We start from the raw sequence: 22,584 nt of genomic DNA, 5'->3' as shown, positions 1-22,584 counted from the left end.
CTGAATTGAGCTTTCGTCGGCACGCCACGGCGGGCCCAGCAGATCGGGGGTGCCGGTGCCGGTGTCGGTTGAGGGGGCGCCGCGCGAGCATTCGCAGCCACGCCGCTCACGGCTGATCCTCCCCGGCTTGACGGCTCGCAACCTCGGCACCGAACTGCTCGCGGGCGTGACGCTGCTGGCCATCTCCGTGCCGCTGAACATCGGCTACGCGCAGATCGCCGGGCTGCCCCCGACCGCCGGCCTGTACGCGCTCATCGTGCCCGCCGTGCTTTGGGCGTTCTTCGTCTCGAGCAGGCAGTTGATCGCGAGCCCCGATGCGGCGGCGTCCGCCCTCGTCGCCTCCTCCCTCGTCGCCTTCGCCGCCGTGGGCAGCGCGGACTACCTCGCGCTCGCGTTCGCCCAGGCCATCGCGGGCGGCGTCGTCTTCGTGCTCTTCGCGGTGTTCAAGCTCGGCTTCCTCGCCAACTTCCTCTCGCGGCCGATCCTCGTCGGTTTCGTTGGCGGACTGGCCCTCGACATCCTCGTGAGCCAGGTCGCCAAGATGCTCGGGGTGAAGATCGACAGCGGTGCCGAGTTCCTCGAGAAGCTCACCCAGCTCGTGGCCTCGCTCGCAACCGTGAATCCCTTCTCGCTCGCCATCGCGGTGGGTTCCATTGCCGTCCTCCTGCTCGGCCGGGTCTGGATCCGCGCGATCCCCTGGGCCCTCGTCGTCCTCGTCGTCACGACCCTGCTCATGGTGCTCACCCCGCTCGCCGCGCAGGGCGTCGACGTGCTCGGCGCCGTCGAGGCAGGGCCGCCCACTCTCACCTGGCCGGTGCTCGCGTGGAGCGACTGGCTCGCGGTCATCCCGAGCGCCTTCGCCCTGACGCTCGTAGGAATGGGCGAGGGCCTGCTCGTCTCCAAGAGCTACGGCGACCGGCGCGGCTACCCCGTGAACCTGAACCGCGACCTGCTCGCCTTCGGCGTGGCCAACCTCGCCTCCGGAGCCACCGGCGGCTACACCGTCGGCTCGTCCACGTCGCGCACGGCCGCGATGGACTCCGCCGGCTCGCGCACCCAGCTGCCCTCCCTCGTCACGGCGGTGGGAACGCTGCTGCTCGTCATCTTCGGCACGGCGGTGCTCGCCGACATCCCCTCGCCCGCCATCGGGGCGATCGTCGCGGTCGCGGTGTACCCGCTGCTCGGCATCCCCGACCTCATCCGGCTCTGGCGGGAGCGCAAGTTCGAGTTCGCTATCGCGGCCGTCTGCTTCCTCACGGCCCTGCTGCTCGGCCCCATCGCCGGCATCCTCGTGGCGTTCGTGCTCTCCCTCGTCAATCTCGCCCAGCGCGCGTCCCAGCCGGCCATCGACGTGCTGGGCACGGTCGAGAACCCGGCGGACGCCATGCTTCCGTTGGATGCCGCAACGCCGCTGACCGCTCCCGGGGTCGTCGTCGTGCGCTTCGCCGCTCCGCTGTTCTTCGCCAACGCCGAGGCCTTCGCCGACACGCTGAAAGGCGCCGTGCGCAACGCCGAGCCCCACGGCGTGCAGCACCTCGTGCTCGACTGCGAGGCGATCACCGACGTCGATGTCACGGGCGCGGATGCCTTCCGGCGGTTGCGCACCTGGCTCGACGCCCGGCAGGTCGAGTTGAGCCTGGCCCGGGTGCGGCCCGATCTCGCTCTCACGCTCGCCCATTTCGGCCTGGTCGACGGCCTGCGCACGTTCGGGACGAACCGGTCCGCCATCGCCGCCCTCTCGGTGGGATCTCCGGAGGGGCCCGACGCGGGAGCAGAATAGGAGGGCTATGACGAACGATGCTCTCTCCCCCTCCGTTCACCCCTGGTCCCGGTACGTCGCCATCGGCGACTCCTTCACCGAGGGCATCGGCGACCCGGAGCCGCGTGTTGCCGGAGGCCACCGCGGCTGGGCCGACCGCGTCGCCGAGGTGCTGAGCCGAAGCAACCCCGACTTCGCGTACGCGAACCTCGCCGTCCGAGGCAAGCTCATCCAGCAGATCATCGACGAGCAGATCGAACCGGCACTCGAGCTGCGGCCGGATCTCATCACGGTCTGCGCGGGCGGCAACGACGTCATCCGGCCCGGGTCGGACCCCGACCTGGTTTCGGCCAAGTTCGAGGCTCTCGTGAGCCGGCTCTCCCGGGATCGCGCCACCGTGCTCATCTTCACCGCGACCGACGTGGGATTCTCACCGGTGTTCCGGGGCATTCGCGGCAAGGTCGCGATCTACAACGAGAACATCCGGGCGATCGCGGCCCGGTACGACTGCATCGTGGCCGACCAGTGGTCGCTCGCCGAGATCCAGGACACCCGGTTCTGGGCGCCCGACCGACTGCACCTGAACGCCCTCGGGCACCACGAGGTCGCCCGCCTCGTACTTGCGGCTCTCAACGTTCCGAACAGCCTCGAGCCGATGAAGCCCGAACCCGTTCCCACCTCGACCTGGCGTCGGGCGCGCACCGAGGATCTGCACTGGGCACGCGAGTACCTGGTTCCGTGGGTGCTGCGCCGCATCCGTCACCAGTCATCCGGTGACAACGTGCTGCCCAAGCGCCCGATCGCGGCGCCGTTCGACACGGATGCCGCCGCGCACGAGCGCCGGTGACTCAGGCGGCGAGCTCGCCCGGGTGCCCGAGGCGCCAGAGCGTTCCCGGATCCTCGATCTCGCCGCGTGCCACGAGCGGTACGACGGTCGTGGTGCCGTTTATGGTGAAGGTCACCGAGCCGACGGTGTCTCCGTCGGCCACGGTGCGCAGCGTCTTCGACGTCGCCGTGGAGGTGATCGGCGTGTTCGACCAGACCAGGGCGGAGGCGTCGTGCTCGGCGACGGCCGTCACGGTGTCGCCCCACTCCGACGTGTAGCTCGCGTAGCGTTCTCCGGCCTTGGTGAGCGTGACCTCGTGGAAGGCCGCCGAGACGGAGTCCAGCAGCGTTCCGACCGCCGCATCGAGCTCGGCGTGATCGCCCATGTCGGGGCCGCCCAGCAGCACCCCGACGACGGTCACGGTGCGGGAGCCGATCGTGTAGTCGGCCGAGAACAGCAGGCAGGCGCCGGCATTGTCGTTCGTGCCGGTCTTGATGCCGTCGACGTTGTGGCTGCCGATCATCTTGTTCGTGTTCTCGATGGTTCCGATTCCGGGGATCTCGGCCGAGGGCTGCGAGACGATCGCCGAGATGGTGGGGTCGGTGTTGGCGATCTTGGCCAGTTCCACGAGGTCTGCCGGGGTGCTCGCGCTCTCGTCGGACAGGCCGCTCGTGTCGACGACCGTCGTGTTCGCAAGGCCGTGGGCCTTCAGCCACGTGGCCGCGGCACCGAGGTAGGCGTCGACCGAGCCGAACGCCCAGTTCGCGACCGAGATCGAGTAGTTGCCCGCCGAGGGCAGCAGCATCATCGTGAGGGACTGCTTCTCACTCAGCACGAGGCCATCGCGCACCGGCGCGACGGAGGCGTCAGCGGCCACCTCCTGGTAGTAGATGTCGACATCGGCGTCGGTGTAGGTGATCGAGGGCCCATCCTCCCCCACGGCGATCGGCTTGGCGTCGAGCACGACGAGGGCGGTGATGATCTTCGTGATGCTCGCCATCGGCGCGGCCGACTGGTCGCCGCTGGCCGAGAGAACGCCGTCGAACCCGACGGCGCCGACGGCGCCGCGGCCGAACCCCGGCCATGCGGGCTGCGCCTGCGGCGTCGAGATCGCGGCGGGCTCCTTCAGTTCGGCGGCGGTCGCGGGGACCGAGGCGGTGAGGGTGCTGAAGGAGTAGATGAGGGCGGCGAGAACCAGGACGAGACCGCCGAAGACGACGATTCTGCGACGTCGGTAGATCTGGCGTCGAGTGAGGGGCATCCGCTCAGTCTAAATTCCCGCGGATGCGCTCTCGTCCACCTGCAGCGCGTACAGGGCAACCGCGCTCGCGGCGGCGACGTTGAGCGAGTCGACGCCGTGCAGCATGGGGATGGTGAGAACCGTGTCGGCGGCCGCGATGGCAGAACGGCTGAGGCCGTCACCCTCCGTTCCGAGCACGATGGCCACCCGGTCGGGAGGATCGGCGGCGAACGCCCGCAGGCTGACCGCGTGCTCGGCGAGGGCGAGCGCCGCGACCGTGAAGCCGGCCGCGTGCAGCAGCGGTGCCGCCTCGTCCCACTCCGGAATACGCGTCCACGGCACCTGCAGCACGGTGCCCATGCTCACCCGCACGCTGCGGCGGTAGAGGGGGTCGGCGCACCGCGGGCTGATGAGCACGGCATCGGCGCCGAGGCCGGCTGCCGCGCGGAAGACCGCACCGACATTGGTGTGGTCGACGATGTCCTCCAACATGACGACACGACGCGCGCCGACGAGCAGGTCGGCGGGATCGGGCAGCGCCGGACGATGCATCGCCGCCAGGGCCCCACGGTGCATCCTGTACCCGGTCAGGCTCTCCAGCAGGGCGCTCTCGCCCACGTAGACGGGCACGTCGGGCCACTCGGCCAGCAGTGGCTCGACGTCGGGAATCCACTGCCGCTGCACGAGTACGGAGCGAGGGCGATGGCCCGCAGCGAGCGCTCGGGCGATCACCTTGGTCGACTCGGCGATGTAGAGGCCGCCCTCCGGTTCCGTGAGCCGCCGCAGGGCGACATCGGTCAGCCGGGCGTAATCGGAGAGGCCGTCTGTACTCAGGTCGGTGATCGGAATCAGCTGCACCCCTCCATCGTCTCAGCGGCAGGAAACATTCCGGAAAACTCGCGTGTTTAGACTCAGGGGAACGGAAGGGGCCGGCATGAGCAATCCTGTGCTCGAGCTCACCGGCGAGCAGGTGCTCGGCGCGCAGACCGCGGCCGAGCTGATGCGCGGCCGCTCGAGCGTCGTGCTCACCGGCGCCGGGGTGTCGACCGACTCCGGCATCCCCGACTACCGCGGCGCCGGCGCGCCCGCGCGCAATCCCATGACGTTCCAGCAGTTCCTCGCCGACGAGCGCAACCGCAAGCGCTACTGGGCAGGCAGCCACCTCGGCTGGCACCGCTTCGCCGCCGCCCAGCCCAACCGGGGGCACCGTCTGCTCGCGGAGCTCGAAGAGGCCGGACGCGTCAGCGGCATCATCACCCAGAACGTCGACGGCCTGCACAGCCGCGCGGGATCCGGCCGCGTCGTGACCCTGCACGGCTCCATGGATCGCGTGCTCTGCCTGCACTGCGGCCAGGTGTTCGCGCGCACCGACATCGCCGAGCGCCTCGCCGCCGCCAATCCGTGGCTCGACGACGCGGAGGCGGCACGCCTTGCGCCCGACGGCGACGCCGAGGTCAGCGAGGTCGATGACTTCGTCGTGCCCGATTGCACGGTCTGCGGCGGCATGCTGAAGCCCGACGTGGTCTTCTTCGGCGAGTTCGTACCGGTCGATCGCTTCCGCCAGGCGCAGGCGCTCCTTCGTGCCGCCGATGTGCTTCTCGTCGCCGGCTCCTCGCTCGTCGTGAACTCCGGCATCCGCCTCGTCGAACAGGCACGCCGCCAGCGCACGCCCATCGTCATCATCAATCGAGGCCTCACGAAGGGCGATTCGCGCGCCGCCGTCAAGGTCGACGCGGGAACCACGGAGACGCTCGAGGCCATCGCCGCCCTGCTCTGAGCGAGGAACACGGGCGGCCGCCCTTGGCAGGTCGGAGCACCCCGTGTCAAGGCTCTGAATCCGCTTTCGCGCTCGTGCCGGGCACGAATAGGGTGAGCGCATGAGCGGAGGCGACCAACCGGGCCAGGCCCTCAACGCCCCCCTGCTCCTGGATCGCTACCAGCCGCTCGCCCTCATCGCGCGGGGCGGCTCGGCATCCGTGTTCTCGGGACGTGACGAATCCCTTGGACGAGCCGTGGCGATCAAGGTGTTCAGCGGCGGAACGGAATCCCACGTCAGCCAGTACCGGCACGAATTGCGGGTGCTCGCTGCGCTCAGCCACCACGGTCTCGTATCCATCCTCGATGCCGGCGTCGACCTCTCCACCCCCGAGGACCCGCGACCCTTCCTCATCATGGAACTCGTGCCGGGTCGCACGCTTCGTGCCACCCTCGCCGAGCACGCCCTGTCGCTCCGCCAGATCGGCGAGATCGGGTACGAGGTGGCCGAGGCTCTCGAGTACGTGCACGCGCGCGGAATCATCCACCGCGACATCACGCCCTCCAACATCATGCTCGTGGACTACGGCGTCGGCCAGTCCCGGGTGCGGGCACGCCTGACCGACTTCGGCATCGCGATCCACTCCGAGAGGGCGGTGGAGAGCGCCGCGACCGTCACGGGAACCGCGGCCTACCTCAGCCCGGAACAGGTGCGCGGGCTGCCACTGAGCACCGCGTCCGACATCTACTCGCTGGGACTCGTGCTGCTGGAGTGCTTCACCCGCACCATCCAGTACCCCGGCGATCCGGTCGCCTCGGCCATGGCGCGACTGCGCCGGGACCCCGAGATCCCCGACATCGTCTCCGGGCCGTGGCGCTCCCTCATCGAGCGGATGACGGCGCGCGAGCCCGCCGAGCGCCCCTCAGCCGTCGTCGTCGGCAAGGAACTGCGTCGGGCCCTGCGCTCCAGCGGCCCCCACGCGATTCGTTCCGACCTCAGGCGTCCACGATCGTGAACTGATTGCCGCCCGCACGCTTGGATTCGAACATGGCGTCATCGGCGGCATGGATCAAGGCGCCGGCCGAGATGGGCACCGACTGGACCGCGTGATCGTGCACGGCGATGCCGATGCTCGCGCGAATGGTGAAACCGTCGGGAAGCTCGGCGATCGGTGCCTCGATGGCGGCGCGCACGCGCTCGGCGATCACGGCAGCACCGTGCGCGTCGGTGTCGTCGCAGACGATGATGAACTCGTCGCCGCCGAAGCGGCCTGCCGTGTCATAGGGGCGCACGCTCGAGCGGATGCGGGCCGCCACGACGCGCAGCAGGTCGTCGCCGACGGCATGACCGAGCTGGTCGTTCACGGGCTTGAAGCCGTCGAGGTCCAGGAACACGAGCGCGGTGCACCGACCGTTCCGCCGGCCGGACTCGAGCACCTCGCCGAGGCGCTCGATGAGCAGCCGGCGATTGGCGATCCCCGTGAGCTGGTCGTACAACGCCATCCGTTCGAGCCGTTCCTGCAGCCGGATGCGGATGAGCGTCTGGGACGCCTGTCGCGCGAGCGACTGCATCAGCTCCAACGTCTCGGGCGGGAACGGACGCCCCCTCCCGAAGAAGCACAGCAGCACTCCGAGGGGCCCTGCGCCGTCGGGCAGCAGCGGTGTGGCCGTCACCGCCTCGACGCGTGCGCGCCGGAACTGCTCGCTGAATTGCGGGTAGGTTCTCGCCAGCTCCTGCCGATCCGAGACACTGACGACCTCACCGTGACGCAGTGCGTCGGAGGCCGGCCCGCCGGCCGTCTCGAGGCGGTCGCCCACCTGCGAGCCGGGCCGCGTGGGCAGTTCGCCGGCTGCGAGGTAGAACGCGCCGGCATCCGCGGCCAGCAGCACGGTCACGGGAGCCGCCGCGAATGCCTCGCGTGCGCATTCGGCCAGAACGCTCGCCAGGTCCTGCTCGGTGGCGCATCCGTCGAAGCGGAGCGAGGCCTGCTGGAGCACGCGGATGCGCACGGCGGAGGCCTCCGCCTCCCGTCGCGCATTCAGCAGTTCGCGTTCGTAGTCCTGACGCTGGGTGGCGTCGAAGATGGCGGCGCGCACCTCATCGCCGACCTTGACGGCGTTCATCAGCACGGGAAGCGTCGAGCCATCGGCGCGTCGCAGGGAGAGGGAGATCTCGCGCACCTCGCCCTCGAGGTTCAGCACCGGAAGGAAGCGCGTCTCGTAGAACAACCGTGGCGCCGTGTCGAGCACGTCGACGAACGGGCTGCCATCGAGCTCTTCCCCTCGGTACCCCAGCCACTGCAGCAGGGTGGAGTTCGCACGGGTGATGGTGCCGTCGGATGCGATGCAGAGCAGGCCGCACGGCGCGTGATCGTACAGAGCGGCCGACACCGACTCGCCGTCGACGGAACGAGGAGGCGCTGCCGGGGTCACCTCGGTCACGACAGGTATTCCCGGATGGCGCGCACCACTTCCTCGGGCGCCGAGAGGTTGGGGCAGTGGCCCGAGGCATCCAGCAGCACGAAACGGCTGTCGGCGATCTGGTCGTGCACGTACTCACCGACCACACGGGGTGCGATGGCGTCATCGGCGCTCTGCAGCACGAGCGTCGGCGTGAGGACGGCTGCGAGATCGGCCCGGTTGTCGGAGGTGAAGGTAACGCGCGCGAAATGCCGCGCGATGGCCGGGTCGACGTTGCAGAAACTGGTGGTCAGTTCCTCGCCGAGGGCCGGTCGGTCGGGGTTGCCCATGATGATCGGCGCCATGGTGGCCGACCACCCGAGGTGGTTGGAGTCGAGGGCGTCGAGCAGTCCTTCGATGTCCTCTCGGCTGAAGCCGCCGGTGTAGTCGGCGTCGTCGATGTAGCGCGGAGAGGGGCCGACAAGCACGAGGTTTCCGAAGCGCGTGGGGTCGTGCGCGGCGGCCAGAATTCCGACCATTGCGCTGACGGAGTGTCCAACGTATACTGCGTCGCTCAGATCCAGCTGCTCGAGGATCTCGAGCACGTCGTCGGCGTAGCCGTGCAGGGAGTCGTACTTGGCGCGGTCGTACGCGCTGAGGTCGGAGCCGCCCGCCCCCACGTGGTCGAACAGCACGACGAGGTGATCCTCTTCGAAAGCAGGGGCGACGAAGCGCCACATCTCCTGACTACAGCCGAATCCGTGGGCGAAGACGATCGGCCGTCCTGTGGGGTTCCCGGTGATCGTCACGTTGTTGCGGTGCTGGACGTCGACGTCCTGCGGTGAGGTCAAGGGCACCTGGGGCTCCTCTGTCGGGGCTCCGGCGGGGCCGGATCGGCGATGAAGGTCACGGCCGGAGCAAGCATAACCGGAGGCCCTGTCATCGCCCTCATTGCGGCTTCGATCGCCCGGGAGAACGTAGAGTAGCGCATGGAAATCGACGGATAGGGCGGTTGACGAATTTCCGGCTTCTCTGCACGATCGAGAATCGAGTATCCGGAAAAGACGACGGGACGCATGCAATGAGCTCCACTGAAGCGACGACGGAGGAGCGCCTCAGGCGCGACCTCGCCGTGGCCGTCGACCTCGGCCAGATCGTCGCTCGCTATCAGCCCCAGGTCGACTTGGCGACCGGGGCGTTCGTCGCCGTGGAATCGCTGAGCCGGTGGCAGCATCCCGAGCTCGGCCTCGTGCCGCCCGACGTCTTCATCCCCCTCGCCGAGGCGACGGGAGCCATCCACGACATCGGCCGCTTCATGCTGGCCGACGCCTGCCGCCTCGCCGCTGACTGGGACGCCCAGGGGCTGGCCATCGAGGTCTCCGTCAACGTCTCGGCCAGGCAACTCGATGACGACCGCTTCTTCGGCGACCTGGAGGGCTACGTCGGCCACGCCGGCATCGAGGCGGGACGCCTGACGATCGAGATCACGGAGAGCGAGCGGATCGACGACCTCGAGGCCGTTTCCGAGCGGCTTTCGCAGGTGCGTGGAACGGGCGTGGGCATCTCGATCGACGACTTCGGCACCGGCCACACCTCGGTCGAGCAGCTCATGAGCCTGCCGGCGAGTGAATTGAAGATCGACCGCACCATCGTGCAGGACGACAGCGCCATCGGCAATCGGATGCTGGCCACCGTCATCGGCCTGGTCAAGGATCGCGGCATCCGCGTCGTTGCGGAGGGCGTGGAGACGCCTGCGGACCTGCAGCGTGCCCGTCGACTGCGCTGCGATCGTGCGCAGGGTTACCTGATCGCGCGGCCGCTGCCGCGCGTCGAGGTCGAGGCGCTTCTGCTGGAGAACCGGCAGTAGGCCTCGACGCTCGTCACGGCGTCAGCAGCTCAGAAGTCGAAGTCGGTGTCCGCGTTCGGGTCCGCGGCAGCCTCGGTGCTCTCGTTCACTTCGATCTTGGTCCAGGTGACCGGCATGCCCGGCGAGAACAGGATGTCGATGCCGGGACCTCCGCGCAGCGGCGGGATGTTGACGTAGCCGCCGCCTGCTTGCACGGCACCGAGGATCTGGGTGCGCAGCTCATCGATGGGGTCGGGGAGGAAGTAGTCCTTGCCATCGACCGTCAGTCTGTTGATCACCACGCGGCGCGCTCCATTCACTCAGTACGGCGAGACCGACGTCTTCGCCCCAGCAAGGCTACCGGCCCTCGGCAGGTGAACTGCACGAGGGGCCCTTCCGCGCACTGTAATCTTCTACGGGTGCCCGAACGCGGCACTGGATCGGACGGACTTCGCGTGGGCACACTCTTCTACGACCACGAGGGCTTCGAATTCGAGGACCGGGTGCTCGCCCACCTGCAGCTGGTGCTCACGACGAAGCTGAGACGGCACGAGCCCTTCGTGCTCTCGTGGCTGCAGCCTTTCGAACTCGGCAGCGGACGGCGTGCGCTCTGGATCGACAACGGCGTGGGCATCCACTACGCGTACAGCGGCTCGCGCACGCCTACGATCAACCGCGAGTGGGTCGAACAGCTCATGACCGCTTCGGGCCGTCCGGGCGGAGTCTTCCTCGAAGAGGAGCCGAAGCCCGTCTCCAGCTGAGTCATCGCGAGCACACCCGCGGTGCTCAACGGCGGCGCGCGGCCACCGTCTGCTCGAGCAGGGCCAGCAGCTTGCGGGCAGAACCCTCCCACGTGAACCGGGCAGCCTCGGTGCGTCCCGCGAGCGAGCGACGCTCCCAGTCTCCGGGCGCGTCGAGCGAGAGGATGCCCGCGGCGATCGCCTTCGGATCCTTCGGATCCACGTAGAGGGCTGCCGCTCCCCCGATCTCGCGGAAGATCGGGATGTCGCTGACGACGATGGGCGTACCGACCGACATGGCCTCGACGAGCGGAATGCCGAAGCCCTCATCGAGGGAGGTGGAGACGAGCGCGGTCGCGTGCCTCAGGATGTCGGCGTACTCGGCGTCGGTGGCGCCGTCGTGGAAGACGAGGTCGGCCTGCGGGGCGAGTGCCGTCAGTCGCCGCCGGTCGGCGTCGCTCACTCCGCTCATCAGGTGCAGCCGGGTTCCCGGCACCAGCGCCACGGCCCGAACGAGCGCCTCGACGTTCTTGTACGGCATGAACGAGCCCATGTAGACGAGCGAGCGCTGCTGGGGCCGCGCCCGCACCGGCACGTCCTCGCCGGGAAGGGGCGGCGCCGCATTGGGGATGACGGTGACCGGCCGGTGGGTCAGCGAATGCCGCGCGATCAGTTCCGCCGTCGTGTGCGAGACCGTCGCGACCGCGTCCGCCCGGTTCAGGAGGAGGCGCTGCGGCCACCACGCCAGGTGGTAGAGCCGCCAGAGTCCGCGGATGGCCAACGGCAGGTTCCGGGGCGGGGTGCGGTTCGTGTAGTAGATGAGGTCGTGCACCGTCAGCACGAACGCGTAGCGCCGGCCCCATGAGCCCATGGTCTGCATGGGCGTGTAGACCACATCGGGCTTCAGCCGGTTCACCTGCCGGGCGACGAAGGGGTCCCGGGCGCTCGTCGGGCTCGCCACGAGTTGCCAGGGCAGGTCGGGCAGCAGGTCGAGCTGGCGGTGATCGCTGATGAGCATCGTGACCGGATGCAGGCGGGCGAATGCTTCGACGAGGCTCGCGGTGTACCGGCTGATGCCATCATGTCGGTCGAACCGCGTGTAGCGGCAGTCGAAGACGATTTTCACGTGAGGAAGCTCCGGATGTGCTCGGCGGCGGCGAGGGGGGTCTCGTAGTGGATGAGGTGCCCCACGTCTTCGATCACCTGGAGCTCGGCATCCGGGAAGAGCGTCTGCAGGCGCACCTCGGCGGCGAGCGGCGTGATGTCGTCCTTCTCGGCCGCGATGAGCAGCGTACGGGTCGTGATGTCATGGGCGTACTCGCTCACGTCGTGGCTGACGGATGCCCGGAACGCCTCGAGGACGACGTCGCGATCGCTGAACGCCGAGAAGTAGCGGTCGTGCTGGTCGTGCACGAATCGGCGCAGGTCGCGGTCCTTCGTCTTGGCCATCGAGATGCTCATCACCCGCACGATGACGCGGTTGCGCAGCAGGGCGAAGCCCGCCCGCTCGGGCAGCGCAGCGCCGGCCCGGTAGTAGAGCACGGCGAGCCGGGTCATGACGCCCCGCGGGCCCTCGAGCGCCGGCGCGCCGATGGGATTGACGAGGATGAGGTCATCGACCTCCACGCCGGCCGCGACGGCTGCGGAGGCGACGATCGAGCCGAAGGAGTGCCCCAGCAGCACAAGACGGCCGCGCACCTCGAGGCCCTCCAGGAACGCGCGCAACCACCCGACGTACGCGTCGATGTCGTGACCGGCCGGAAGGGGATCGGAGAGACCGAAGCCGGGCAGGTCGGGCGAGATGATGCGGAACTGCGGCAACTGCGCAACGACGGGTTCCAGCCCGTGGTGATCACCCCGGAACCCGTGCACGGCGACGATGGTCGTCTCGGCATCCGCGTCGCCGTACTCCCAGTAGCGGGTCGTACTGCCGGCCGCAGACAGCGAGCGCTCGACCACGGGGATGCGCGCCAGCGCGGCGGCATACGGCGAGGGAGCGGTCATCGCAGTAAGTCTAAGGTGTCTCTGCGCGGCGGCGACGGGCACGACGACACACCGCCGCTGTCAACCGTTGGACAGAGAGCGAACGCTCCCTCTTAGACTCGGAGAGTGACCTTCACCGCGCCCATCCAGTTGCCCGGACTCACCCTCGATCCCCAGTGGTACAAGCGCAGCGTCTTCTACGAGGTGATGGTGCGCTCCTTCGTCGACGCCAACGGCGACGGAACGGGCGACATCGCCGGCCTGATCTCCAAGCTCGACTACCTGCAATGGCTCGGCATCGACGCCCTGTGGATCCCGCCGGTCTTCGCCTCGCCGCTGCGAGACGGCGGGTACGACATCTCCGACTACAAATCGGTGCTGCCCGAGTTCGGAACGGTCGACGAGTTCCGCGAGCTCGTGACGAAGGCGCACGAGCGCGACATGCGCATCGTCATCGACCTTCCGCTGAACCACACGAGCGACCAGCACGAGTGGTTCCAGGCCTCCCGGGAAGATCCCGATGGCCCCTACGGCGACTTCTACGTCTGGAACGACACCGACGACAAGTGGCCCGACATCCGCATCATCTTCGTCGACACCGAGGACTCCAACTGGGCCTTCGACTCGGTGCGCCGCCAGTTCTACTTCCACCGCTTCTTCTCGCACCAGCCCGACCTGAACTTCGAGAACCCGGCGGTGCACGAGGCCGTCTTCGACATTGTCCGGTTCTGGCTCGACATGGGGGTCGATGGTCTGCGACTGGATGCGGTGCCCTACTTCTACGAGTCCGACGAGGGCAACGGCGAGGGCGAGCCCGAGACCCACGAGTTCGTCAAGCGCATGCGGGCCATGATCGACCGCGACTACCCCGGCCGCGTGATGATCGCCGAGGCGAACCAGTGGCCGCGTGAGGTCGCGGCGTTCTTCGGCACCGAGGAGGAGCCCGAATGCCACATGGCCTTCGACTTCCCGGTGATGCCCCGCATCTTCTACGCCCTGCGCTCGCAGCAGGCCGAGGAGCTGAAGCGAGTGCTCTCCGAGACGACCGACGTGCCTGCTTCGGCCGGCTGGGGCGTCTTCCTGCGCAACCACGACGAGCTGACGCTCGAGATGGTCTCGGAGGAGTATCGGCAGGCGATGTACGGCTGGTACGCCTACGACCCGCGCATGCGGTCGAACGTCGGCATCCGCCGGCGCCTGGCGCCCCTGCTCGACAACTCACGGGCGGAGCTGGAGCTCGCCCACGCCCTGCTGTTCTCGCTCCCGGGAAGCCCCTTCCTCTACTACGGCGATGAGATCGGCATGGGCGACAACATCTGGCTCCCCGACCGCGACTCCTCGCGGACGCCGATGCAGTGGACGCCAGACCGCAACGCCGGCTTCAGCGCCGCCGACCCGGGCAAGCTCTACCTGCCCGTCGTGCAGTCCCTCGTCTTCCACTACAACCAGGTGAACGTCGAGTCGCAGCTGGCCCAGTCGCGCTCGCTGCTGCACTGGGTGCGCAACGTCATCCACGTACGCAAGGGGCACCCGGTCTTCGGCCTCGGCGACCTGACGCTCCTGCAGACCGACAACGACTCCGCGCTGGCCTTCCTGCGGCACTACGACGGCAGCGCCCCCCGGTACGGCACCTACGGCGGCGACCAGGCCGAGACCGTGCTGTGCGTGTTCAGCTTCTCGCACAACCCCATCTCGGTGACGATCGAAGACCCCGCCCTGGCCGGCACGCGCCTGTACGACCTCTTCGGCGGCGGCGTCTTCCCGTCGTTCGACGACGAGGGCAAGCTCACCCTCACCCTCGCGACCCAGAGCTTCTACTGGCTGCACTGTGGCTGATGCCCCCTCGGGGCCGCCGCTGATCCTCGTGCTCGGAGGCACGGGAACGGCGGGTCGCGCGGTGGTGGCCGATGCCCGTGCCCGCGGTCTGCGCGTGCGCGTGCTCGCCCGCCGCCTGCCGCCGCACGGGGGCAGGTCGGCCGACGTGGAATACGTGCAGGGCGACATCGTCACCGGTGTGGGACTCATCGGCGCGCTCACGGGAGCGAGCGCCGTCATCGACGCGACCAACGGCTCCGCCGGGGCGAGCCTGAAGACCCTCACCACCGGGCCACGGGTCGTCGCAGCCGCGGCCCGCATCGCCAAGGTGCGCCGGCTCGTCCTGCTCTCGATCGTCGGAATCGAGCAGACGCCGCTGCCCTACTACCGGGCGAAGGTTGCCCAGGAGCAGGCCTACCGCGAAAGCGGGCTCCAGTTCACGATCGTGCGGGCCACCCAGTTCCACGACCTCGTCGACCGGCTCTTCGGGCTGGCGCCCTTCGGCTGGACCACAAGGACGCCGGGCCTGCGCTTCCAGCCGGTCGCAGTCGCCGACGTGGCGCGGGTGCTCGTGGACGAGGCCGTCATCCCTCCGGGACGCCAGCGGGTGATCACCGTCGCCGGGCCCGAGGTGCTTCCCGCACACACGATCGCGTCACTGCGACGTTCAGCGCACCTCGGCAACGGGCCGATCATCCCGCTGCCGCTCCCCCGACGGCTGACGGCCGCATTCCGGAACGGCGCCAACCTGCCACCGCATCCGGATGTGACGGGAACGCTCAGCTTCGCGGAGTGGCTCACGAGGGATGTCGGCCGTGCTGTCTACCCTGAATCCGTGACGATGCTCCCCCTGGCGACCTGGTGCGACACCCTCGCCGTCTTCGACCTCGAGACCACCGGAATCGACGTGGAGACCAGTCGCATCGTCAGCGCGACCGTCGCCGTCATCGACGCGGCGGGCACCGTGACAGAACGCATCGACTGGATCGTCGATCCCGCCATCGACATTCCCGAGCAGGCGAGTGCCGTGCACGGCCTGACGACCGAGTACGTGCGCATCTACGGCCGGGTCGCCGCTGAGGCGATCACCGAGATCGTCAACGCCGTACGCGGGCATCTGGACGCCGGCATTCCCCTCGTGGCATACAACGCCGCCTATGACCTCACCATCCTCAACCGCGAGGCCCGCCGCTACGGCATCGCCCCGTTGGCCACGCCGGCGCCGATCATCGACCCGTTCGTCATCGACAAGGCCGTGGATCGCTACCGCAAGGGCAAGCGCACGCTGAGCGCCGCGACCGAGCACTACGGGGTCGTGCTCACGGCGGCGCACGATGCCGGCGCGGATGCCATCGCCGCCGGCCATCTGGCCCAGGCCATCGCCCGTCGCTACCCGCATGCCCTGGCGATGACCGCAGAAGACCTGCACGCCCGCCAGGTCGACTGGTGCCGTGAGCACGCCGAGAGCTTCCAGGAGTGGATGCGCCGCGAAAAGGACCCCGAGTTCACCACGTCGGGGGCCTGGCCGGAGCGCTGAGGCGCCGGTTAACGCACGTGAGCCCCCGACTCGCGTCGAGGGCTCGCGGTGAGGCGGTGCGACCTACTTGGCTCCGCCGAAGTTCTTGAAGCGCTGGTTGAACTTCTCGACGCGACCGGCCGAGTCCATGATGCGCTGCTTGCCGGTGTAGAACGGGTGCGACGCCGAGCTGATCTCGACGTCGATGACGGGGTAGGTGTTGCCGTCTTCCCACTCGATGGTCTTGTCGCTGCCGACCGTCGAACGGGTCAGGAACGACTCCCCCGACGCCAGGTCGCGGAATACCACCGGTGCGTACGAGGGGTGAATGTCAGACTTCATCAGAGCTTCCTTGGGTTTCGAATGCGGTTTCATGAGATCGCCGAACGGCGATGAAACAGTGGGCCGCGGTGGGCCAGCTACCAATCTTAGCAGAGATCGATCGGGTGCCTGAGCGCCTGCCGGCGCACGATCTCAGGCCGCGCCCTCGCCGCGTGAGGCGCGGGCGGTGTAGCGACCATCGCTCTCGGTGAGCTCGATCGGCATGTCGAAGGTCTCCGTCAGCGTCTGCGAGGTGAGTGCCTGTCCGATGGGTCCGGATGCGACCGTACGCCCCTGCTTGAGCAGCAGCGCGTGGGTGAAGCCGACGGGAATCTCCTCCACGTGATGCGTCACCATCACGAACGCGGGCGAGGCCGGCTCCTGTGCATAGCCGGAGAGCAACTGCAGCAGCTCCTCGCGCGCGCCGAGGTCCAGGCTCGCAGCCGGCTCGTCCAGCAGGAGCAACTCGGGATCCGTCATGACCGATCGGGCGATCTGCACCCGCTTCTGCTCCCCGTCGCTGAGCGTTCCGAACTCGCGGTCGGCGAGGTGGTCGAGCTTCCACTCGGCGAGCACGCGCTGCGCCCGCCGGGAATCGATCTCCTCGTACTCCTCGTGCCAGCGCCCGGTCACCGAGTAGGCGGCGGTCATGACGACGTTCAGCACGCTCTCGCGCGCCGGAACCCGCCGCGCCATCGCCGTGCTGGCGAAGCCGATCATGGGGCGCAGCTCGAACACGTCCACGGCGCCGAGGCGCTCGTCGAGCAGCTCCGCGGTTCCGCTGGTCGGGTGCAGCAGCGCGGCGGCGATCTGCAGCAGCGTCGTCTTGCCTGCTCCGTTCGGTCCGAGCACCACCCAGCGCTGGTCGTCGTCGACCTCCCAGTTCACCGCATCGAGGATGGTATTCCCGCCGCGAACGACGGTCACGTCAGAGAACTGGAGAACGTTCGGCATAGAGCCATGCTATCGGCGCACCGGGCCCGTTCCACGCCGCCTCAGGCGATGAGGGCGTCGTAGATCTCCCGGGTACGGGTGGCGATGCGGTCCCAGCCGAACTGCTCCTGCGCACGCCGCCGCCCGGCCACGCCCATGGCGGCGGCGGCCTCGCGGTCGGAGACGACCGCCGTCAGCGCCTCGGCGAGGTCGGCGACGAAACGATCGGGGTCCAGGGGTGTTCCGGTGCCGTCATCGAGCTGTTCGATGGGCACCAGACGACCCGTCACGCCGTCGTCGACGACCTCGGGGATGCCGCCGGTCGCGGTCCCGACGACCGGCAGTCCGCAGGCCATCGCCTCGAGGTTCACGATGCCGAGCGGTTCGTAGACCGACGGGCAGACGAACGCGGTTCCCGCGGTGAGCACCGCGGCGAGCTCGGGCTGGCTGAGCAGCCGATCGATCCAGACCACCCCGGTGCGCTCGGTCTGAAGTTCGCGCACGAGCGCGCTGACCTCGTCCATGATCGCCTGGGTGTCGGGGGCGCCGGCACAGAGCACGAGCTGCACCTCGGGGGGCAGCAGGCGGGCCGCGCGCAACAGGTAGGGCAGGCCCTTCTGCCGGGTGATCCGGCCGACGAAGACGACGGTGGGCCGCTCAGGGTCGATGCCGAAGCTGCGCACCGTGTCGAGGTCGTCGATCGGCCGCCAGCGATCCAGGTCGATGCCGTTGTAGACGACGTGCAGGCGGGCCGGGTCGATCGCGGGATAGGAACGCAGGATGTCGCGCCCCATGCCCTCGCTCACGGCGATGACCGCATCCGCGGCCTCGAATGCCGTGCGTTCGACCCAACTCGAGACGGCGTACCCGCCGCCGAGCTGCTCGGCCTTCCAGGGCCGCAGCGGCTCGAGGCTGTGGGCCGTCACGACGTGCGGGATGCCGTGCAGCAGCTTGGCAACGTGCCCGGCGCCGTTGGCGTACCAGGTGTGCGAGTGCACGATGTCGGCGCCGGCGACATCCTGCGCGATGACGAGGTCGGTCCCGAGCGTCGAGACGGCGGGGTTGGCATGGGCCAGTTCCTGCGGAATGCCGTACGAGAAGGTGTCGGGCGCATCGCGCGGGGCCCCGAAGGCCCGCACCACGACCTCCGTGCTGGAGCGGAGCGCCCGCACGAGTTCGGCGACATGCACCCCCGCTCCCCCATAGACCTCCGGCGGATACTCACGGGTGACAAGATCGACGCGCATGTACGCAACGTTAGGGCACCGCAAGGGGTATGACATCGGGGTTGTGTTTCGCAATCCCCTGCCTCGCGCAGCGCTCCCCGCTACTGTTGACCCATGCAGTCTGCGAAGATCTTCGGCATCGTTCTGGCAGGTGGGGAAGGCAAGCGACTCATGCCTCTCACGGAGGACAGGGCCAAGCCTGCCGTGCCCTTCGGCGGTCACTACCGTCTGATCGACTTCGCCCTCTCGAACCTCATCAACTCCGGGCTCACGCAGATCGTCGTGCTGACGCAGTACAAGTCGCACAGCCTGGACCGTCACGTCTCCCAGAGCTGGCGGCTGTCGGGCCTGCTCAACTCCTACATCGCCTCGGTTCCGGCGCAGCAGCGCCTCGGCAAGCGCTGGTTCTCGGGGTCGGCCGACGCCATCCTGCAGAGCCTCAACCTCATCCACGACGAGCAGCCCGACATCATCGTCGTCGTCGGCGCCGATCACGTGTACCGCATGGACTTCTCGCAGATGGTGCAGGCCCACATCGACTCCGGCGCGGAGGCGACGGTCGCGGCGATCCGCCAGCCCATCGAGCTGGCGAACCAGTTCGGCGTCATCGAGGTCGATGAGGACAACCCCACCGCCATCAGCGCCTTCCGCGAGAAGCCCCAAGACCCGATCGGACTCGCGGACGCGCCCCACGAGGTGTTCGCGTCCATGGGCAACTACGTCTTCAACGCCGACGCGCTCGTCGACGCGGTGCTGCGCGACGGTGAGCGGACCGATTCGGGCCACGACATGGGCGGCGACATCGTTCCCGACTTCGTCGCCCGCGGCACGGCCGGCGTCTACGACCTGCGTCGCAATGACGTGCCGGGCTCCACCGACCGCGACCGCTACTACTGGCGCGACGTGGGAACGATCGACTCCTTCTTCGAGGCCCACCAAGACCTCATCTCGGCCCTGCCGGTCTTCAACCTGTACAACCAGGCCTGGCCCATCTTCACCCAGCAGCTGAACGCGCCGCCCGCCAAGTTCACACGGGACGCCCAGGGCGCCCTCGGCACGACGATCGACTCCATCGTCTCCCTCGGTTCGGTCATCTCCGGAGCCCACATCGAGCGCAGCGTGCTCGGGCCATGGTGCGTCATCGGATCGGGAGCCACCGTGGTCGACTCCATCCTGTTCGAACGCGCCCGCATCGAGCCCGGCGCCTACGTCGGCCGTGCGGTGCTCGACAAGAACGTCGTCGTCGAGGCAGGCGCGAGAATCGGCGTCGACCGGGCACGGGACATCGAGCGCGGCTTCGCCGTCTCCGACTCGGGAATCACGGTCGTCGGCAAGGGGACCAGGGTCACCGCCTGATGGGCGAAGTCCCGCGGCGCGCCCCGGCGCGCCTGCTCGTGGTGCTCGACGCCGATTCCACCCTCATCCAGGACGAGGTCATCGAACTGCTCGCGGATGCGGCCGGCTCGCGCCCCCTGGTCGCCGAGATCACCGAGCGGGCGATGCGCGGGGAACTCGACTTCGCGGCGAGCCTGCGGGAACGGGTCGCGACGCTGCGTGGCCTTCCGGAGTCGGTTTTCGAAGAGGTCGGCCGACGCATCCGGCCGACAGACGGCGTGCACGACCTCATCGCGGGCGTGCAGGCGTCCGGCGGCGTCGTGGGCGTCGTGTCGGGCGGGTTCCACGAACTGCTCGATCCCATCGGAGCGGACTACGGCCTCGACGTGTGGAGCGCGAACCGCCTCGCCGTTGAGCACGGTGCGCTCACCGGCACGGTGAGCGGCCCGATCATCGACGCACAGGCCAAGGCGCGCGCACTGCGCGAGTGGGCGGAGCGATTCGGGGTTCCGCTGGGGCGCACGGTCGCCGTGGGCGACGGCGCCAACGACCTGCTCATGATGGCCGAAGCCGGCCTGTCGGTGGCCTTCAACGCGAAGCCACTGGTGCGCCGGCACGCCGACGTCAGCATCACCGTGCCCGACCTGCGACAGGTGCTGCCGCTGCTGGGTCTCTCGAGAGGCTAGTGCCCCATGCCGAGGCCGCCATCCACGGGGATGACCGCCCCGGAGATGTAGGCGGCCTCGTCGCCGGCGATCCACGCGACGACCCTCGCCACCTCGTTCGGCGTCGCGAAGCGCCCGGCCGGGATGCTCTTCTTGTACTCCGCCTGCTGGGCTTCGGGGAGGGCGGCCGTCATGTCGGTCTCGATGAAGCCGGGCGCCACCACGTTCGCCGTGATGCCGCGACCGCCCAGCTCGCGGGTGATCGAACGGGCGAACCCGACGAGTGCGGCCTTGGACGCCGAGTAGTTCGCCTGCCCGGCGCCGCCGTAGAGGCCGACGACGCTCGAGATGAGCACGATGCGCCCGTACCGCGCCTTGAGCAGGTTCTTCGAGGCGCGCTTGACGACACGGAAGGCGCCCGTGAGGTTGGTGTCGATCACCGACTCGAAGTCCTCGTCGCTCATGCGCATGAGCAGGGTGTCGCGGGTGATGCCGGCGTTGGCGACCACGACCTCGACGGGACCGAGTTCGGCCTCCACAGCGCTGAAAGCGGCATCAACCGACGCCGAATCCGTGACATCCGCCTGAACGGTCAACGTTCCCTCCGGCCCCTGGCCCGAGCGGGCCGTGACGGCCACGCGGTGCCCCTGTCGCACGAACTCCTCGGCGATGGCATAGCCGATGCCCCGGTTTCCTCCGGTGACGAGAACGGTGCGGGCGGTGCTCATGCGGGAATCCCCTTCGTGACGGGCGTGCTGCGGCGGATGGAAGCCGGGCCTCCCAGACTACGCCGAAGGCACGGGTGCCTCCTTCGGTCGGCGTAGGCTTGAGGCAGAAAGCGGACCACTTCGGTTCGCGGTTCGGCCAGGAATGAAGCAGCCCTCCTCGATCACGACGCTCCCGCCCTCTCCCGAGGATGAGCGCCGCGCACGCATGATCAAGTACACGGTCGCCATGTCGATCCGCGTGGTCTGCATCATCGCACTGCTGTTCGCACGCGGCTGGTGGCTCGCGGTCTTCGCCGCCGGCGCCATCCTGCTGCCCTATGTTGCGGTGGTGCTGGCGAACGTGGGGTCCAATCCGCAGAAGGCCGGCGTTCTGCGACCGGGAACGCTCGCGCTCGGTCCGGCCGAGCGGAAGGACGAGGAGTCGAAGTGATCTCCCTGTCCCCCGGCCCCGAGGGGGCCACCTGCTCGCGCGCCGGCTGCCAGGAGGGCGCCCGGTGGCGCGTCGACTGGAAGAATCCGCGCATCCACACGGGAGAGCGCGGCAAGACCTGGCTGGCCTGCCAGGAGCACGTCGACTTCCTGCGCGACTTCCTCGCCGCCCGGGAGTTCCCGGTGACGGTGTCGCCTCTCGGCGAGGAAGCAGCATCGTGAGCGGCTGGCGCTTCGCCTTCAGCCGGCGGTGGGCCGGTTATCTCGCGCTCGTGACGCTGTTCGCGATCGTCTGCGTGAGCCTCGGTTTCTGGCAGATCGCACGACGAGGCGAGGCCCTCGCCGAGATCCACCGCATCGAGACGAACTGGAACGCCGACCCGGTGCCGGTCGGCGAGGCGCTTCCCAGGCTGACGAGCTTCCGCGTCGATCAGAAGTACGTTCCCGTCTCCCTCACCGGCAGCTACCTGCTCGACGATGAGCGCCTCGTTCGCAACCGTCCCGGCGATTCGGGGCCGGGCTTCGAGGTGCTCACTCCCCTGCAGTTGGACGATGGCACCGTCTTCGTCGTCGACCGCGGCTGGCTGCCCACCGGCGACACGCCGGATGCGCCGGCGAGCGTGCCCGCCGCGCCCGAGGGACGCGTCACCGTCGTCGCACGGCTGAAGGCCGGCGAACCGCACATCGCCAGCCGGAAGCAGGCCCCATCCGGCCAGGTGCAGACCATCGAGCTGACCGACATGCAGAAGATCATCGGCGAACCCACGTACACCGGTGCGTACGGGCTCATGGCGTCGGAGTCGCCTGCCCCGTCCACGCGACCGCAGGCGGCGCAGAAGCCCCCGCTCGACGAGGGCCCGCACCTCTCCTACGCGTTCCAGTGGTTCGTGTTCGCCCTGCTGGGATTCGTCGGGTTCGGGTGGGCCCTGACCCAGGAGTACCGGGTCGTCAACGCCGAAGACCCCGAGGAGCGCGAGCGGGCGGCCGAGCGCGCCCGGCGTCGTGCACTCAAGGCGCGCACCGACGCCGTCATCGAGGACGAGATCCTCGATCGCCAGCACTGAGCG

Annotated in this window: 24 protein-coding genes; 13 read left to right on the top strand and 11 right to left on the bottom strand. The window is 68.9% G+C overall.

The window, feature by feature from the left end; genetic code table 11:
• Nucleotides 1-127 precede the first annotated feature (127 nt).
• The gene (locus WDJ51_RS05060) at nt 128-1,780 is read left to right on the top strand and encodes a SulP family inorganic anion transporter (RefSeq protein WP_337851342.1); all 1,653 of its coding nucleotides are present in this window, start codon (nt 128-130) and stop codon (nt 1,778-1,780) included.
• A 7-nt stretch (nt 1,781-1,787) separates the two neighbouring features.
• Nucleotides 1,788-2,606 carry an SGNH/GDSL hydrolase family protein gene (locus tag WDJ51_RS05055; protein ID WP_337851341.1) on the top strand — a complete coding sequence of 273 codons (819 nt, stop codon included), beginning with the start codon at nt 1,788-1,790 and terminating at the stop codon, nt 2,604-2,606.
• A gap of 1 nt (nt 2,607) precedes the next feature.
• Here the strand turns inward: WDJ51_RS05055 and WDJ51_RS05050 are convergent, their stop codons facing one another.
• Both WDJ51_RS05050 and WDJ51_RS05045 read right to left on the bottom strand, forming a co-directional pair.
• Nucleotides 2,608-3,846: a D-alanyl-D-alanine carboxypeptidase family protein gene (locus tag WDJ51_RS05050; RefSeq protein ID WP_337851340.1), complete on the bottom strand. Its 1,239-nt coding sequence runs from the start codon at nt 3,844-3,846 to the stop codon at nt 2,608-2,610.
• A gap of 9 nt (nt 3,847-3,855) precedes the next feature.
• Nucleotides 3,856-4,683 (bottom strand): TrmH family RNA methyltransferase, encoded by an 828-nt coding sequence (locus WDJ51_RS05045; protein ID WP_337851339.1) that lies wholly within the window; start codon nt 4,681-4,683, stop codon nt 3,856-3,858.
• A 76-nt stretch (nt 4,684-4,759) separates the two neighbouring features.
• Between WDJ51_RS05045 and WDJ51_RS05040 the strand changes: the two genes are divergently transcribed.
• Together WDJ51_RS05040 and WDJ51_RS05035 are read left to right on the top strand one after the other, a co-directional pair.
• The gene (locus tag WDJ51_RS05040; RefSeq protein ID WP_443218456.1) at nt 4,760-5,602 is read left to right on the top strand and encodes an NAD-dependent protein deacetylase; all 843 of its coding nucleotides are present in this window, start codon (nt 4,760-4,762) and stop codon (nt 5,600-5,602) included.
• Between the two features lie 100 nt (nt 5,603-5,702).
• The gene (locus tag WDJ51_RS05035; RefSeq protein WP_337851338.1) at nt 5,703-6,596 is read left to right on the top strand and encodes a serine/threonine-protein kinase; all 894 of its coding nucleotides are present in this window, start codon (nt 5,703-5,705) and stop codon (nt 6,594-6,596) included.
• Here WDJ51_RS05035 and WDJ51_RS05030 read toward each other — a convergent pair.
• Together WDJ51_RS05030 and WDJ51_RS05025 are read right to left on the bottom strand one after the other, a co-directional pair.
• Complete coding sequence (locus WDJ51_RS05030; protein ID WP_337851337.1) at nt 6,577-8,022, bottom strand: sensor domain-containing protein; 1,446 nt, start codon at nt 8,020-8,022, stop codon at nt 6,577-6,579. The two genes, WDJ51_RS05035 and WDJ51_RS05030, sit on opposite strands and share 20 nt — an antisense overlap.
• Nucleotides 8,019-8,831: an alpha/beta fold hydrolase gene (locus tag WDJ51_RS05025; RefSeq protein WP_337851378.1), complete on the bottom strand. Its 813-nt coding sequence runs from the start codon at nt 8,829-8,831 to the stop codon at nt 8,019-8,021. Before WDJ51_RS05025 ends, WDJ51_RS05030 begins: the two co-directional genes overlap by 4 nt.
• Nucleotides 8,832-9,061: 230 nt before the next feature.
• Here WDJ51_RS05025 and WDJ51_RS05020 point away from each other — a divergent pair, with 230 nt between their 5' ends.
• On the top strand, nt 9,062-9,847 hold the full coding sequence (locus WDJ51_RS05020) for an EAL domain-containing protein (RefSeq protein ID WP_337851336.1): 786 nt from the start codon (nt 9,062-9,064) through the stop codon (nt 9,845-9,847).
• A gap of 29 nt (nt 9,848-9,876) precedes the next feature.
• Here WDJ51_RS05020 and WDJ51_RS05015 read toward each other — a convergent pair whose 3' ends face one another.
• Nucleotides 9,877-10,128: a hypothetical protein gene (locus tag WDJ51_RS05015; RefSeq protein WP_337851335.1), complete on the bottom strand. Its 252-nt coding sequence runs from the start codon at nt 10,126-10,128 to the stop codon at nt 9,877-9,879.
• A gap of 153 nt (nt 10,129-10,281) precedes the next feature.
• Between WDJ51_RS05015 and WDJ51_RS05010 the strand changes: the two genes are divergently transcribed.
• The gene (locus WDJ51_RS05010) at nt 10,282-10,587 is read left to right on the top strand and encodes a DUF7882 family protein (RefSeq protein ID WP_337851334.1); all 306 of its coding nucleotides are present in this window, start codon (nt 10,282-10,284) and stop codon (nt 10,585-10,587) included.
• Nucleotides 10,588-10,612: 25 nt separating this feature from the next.
• Here the strand turns inward: WDJ51_RS05010 and WDJ51_RS05005 are convergent, their stop codons facing one another.
• Together WDJ51_RS05005 and WDJ51_RS05000 are read right to left on the bottom strand one after the other, a co-directional pair.
• Nucleotides 10,613-11,692: a glycosyltransferase family 4 protein gene (locus WDJ51_RS05005; RefSeq protein ID WP_337851333.1), complete on the bottom strand. Its 1,080-nt coding sequence runs from the start codon at nt 11,690-11,692 to the stop codon at nt 10,613-10,615.
• Nucleotides 11,689-12,570, bottom strand: coding sequence for an alpha/beta fold hydrolase (locus tag WDJ51_RS05000; RefSeq protein ID WP_337851332.1), 882 nt, complete (start codon nt 12,568-12,570; stop codon nt 11,689-11,691). The genes WDJ51_RS05005 and WDJ51_RS05000 overlap by 4 nt, the downstream gene beginning before the upstream one ends.
• Before the next feature lie 105 nt (nt 12,571-12,675).
• Here WDJ51_RS05000 and treS point away from each other — a divergent pair, with 105 nt between their 5' ends.
• Nucleotides 12,676-14,385, top strand: coding sequence for a maltose alpha-D-glucosyltransferase (gene treS / locus WDJ51_RS04995; protein WP_337851331.1), 1,710 nt, complete (start codon nt 12,676-12,678; stop codon nt 14,383-14,385).
• Nucleotides 14,378-15,901 carry an NAD(P)H-binding protein gene (locus tag WDJ51_RS04990; protein WP_337851330.1) on the top strand — a complete coding sequence of 508 codons (1,524 nt, stop codon included), beginning with the start codon at nt 14,378-14,380 and terminating at the stop codon, nt 15,899-15,901. The genes treS and WDJ51_RS04990 overlap by 8 nt, the downstream gene beginning before the upstream one ends.
• Nucleotides 15,902-15,964: 63 nt before the next feature.
• On the opposite strand, the gene WDJ51_RS04985 is transcribed toward WDJ51_RS04990, so the two are convergent.
• The 3 genes from WDJ51_RS04985 to glgA all read right to left on the bottom strand — a co-directional run bounded on the left by WDJ51_RS04985 (nt 15,965) and on the right by glgA (nt 18,381).
• A complete protein-coding gene (locus WDJ51_RS04985) occupies nt 15,965-16,222 on the bottom strand; it encodes a type B 50S ribosomal protein L31 (RefSeq protein ID WP_337851329.1) in 258 nt (85 codons plus the stop codon).
• A gap of 132 nt (nt 16,223-16,354) precedes the next feature.
• Complete coding sequence (locus WDJ51_RS04980; protein ID WP_337851328.1) at nt 16,355-17,155, bottom strand: ABC transporter ATP-binding protein; 801 nt, start codon at nt 17,153-17,155, stop codon at nt 16,355-16,357.
• A 41-nt stretch (nt 17,156-17,196) separates the two neighbouring features.
• The gene (gene glgA / locus WDJ51_RS04975; protein WP_337851327.1) at nt 17,197-18,381 is read right to left on the bottom strand and encodes a glycogen synthase; all 1,185 of its coding nucleotides are present in this window, start codon (nt 18,379-18,381) and stop codon (nt 17,197-17,199) included.
• A 93-nt stretch (nt 18,382-18,474) separates the two neighbouring features.
• Between glgA and WDJ51_RS04970 the strand changes: the two genes are divergently transcribed.
• Nucleotides 18,475-19,716, top strand: a complete 1,242-nt coding sequence (locus WDJ51_RS04970) for a glucose-1-phosphate adenylyltransferase (RefSeq protein ID WP_337851326.1) — start codon at nt 18,475-18,477, stop codon at nt 19,714-19,716.
• Nucleotides 19,716-20,381 (top strand): phosphoserine phosphatase SerB, encoded by a 666-nt coding sequence (gene serB / locus WDJ51_RS04965; protein WP_337851325.1) that lies wholly within the window; start codon nt 19,716-19,718, stop codon nt 20,379-20,381. Before WDJ51_RS04970 ends, serB begins: the two co-directional genes overlap by 1 nt.
• Here serB and fabG read toward each other — a convergent pair.
• Nucleotides 20,378-21,088 (bottom strand): 3-oxoacyl-ACP reductase FabG, encoded by a 711-nt coding sequence (gene fabG / locus WDJ51_RS04960; RefSeq protein WP_337851324.1) that lies wholly within the window; start codon nt 21,086-21,088, stop codon nt 20,378-20,380. The two genes, serB and fabG, sit on opposite strands and share 4 nt — an antisense overlap.
• A 142-nt stretch (nt 21,089-21,230) precedes the next feature.
• On the opposite strand from fabG, the gene WDJ51_RS04955 reads away from it, so the two are divergent.
• Genes WDJ51_RS04955 through WDJ51_RS04945 form a run of 3 tightly spaced genes read left to right on the top strand, consistent with a single transcriptional unit; the run spans nt 21,231 to nt 22,581 of the window.
• Entirely contained in the window at nt 21,231-21,518 is a 288-nt protein-coding gene (locus WDJ51_RS04955) for a DUF3099 domain-containing protein (RefSeq protein ID WP_337851323.1), read from the top strand.
• The gene (locus WDJ51_RS04950) at nt 21,515-21,739 is read left to right on the top strand and encodes a hypothetical protein (protein WP_337851322.1); all 225 of its coding nucleotides are present in this window, start codon (nt 21,515-21,517) and stop codon (nt 21,737-21,739) included. Before WDJ51_RS04955 ends, WDJ51_RS04950 begins: the two co-directional genes overlap by 4 nt.
• Entirely contained in the window at nt 21,736-22,581 is an 846-nt protein-coding gene (locus WDJ51_RS04945) for an SURF1 family cytochrome oxidase biogenesis protein (protein WP_337851321.1), read from the top strand. The genes WDJ51_RS04950 and WDJ51_RS04945 overlap by 4 nt, the downstream gene beginning before the upstream one ends.
• Nucleotides 22,582-22,584 lie beyond the last annotated feature (3 nt).

Origin of the sequence: Rathayibacter sp. YIM 133350 (assembly GCF_037404875.1) — a bacterium.
Lineage (GTDB): Bacteria > Actinomycetota > Actinomycetes > Actinomycetales > Microbacteriaceae > Orlajensenia.
This window is presented reverse-complemented; position numbering and strand designations above follow the sequence as displayed.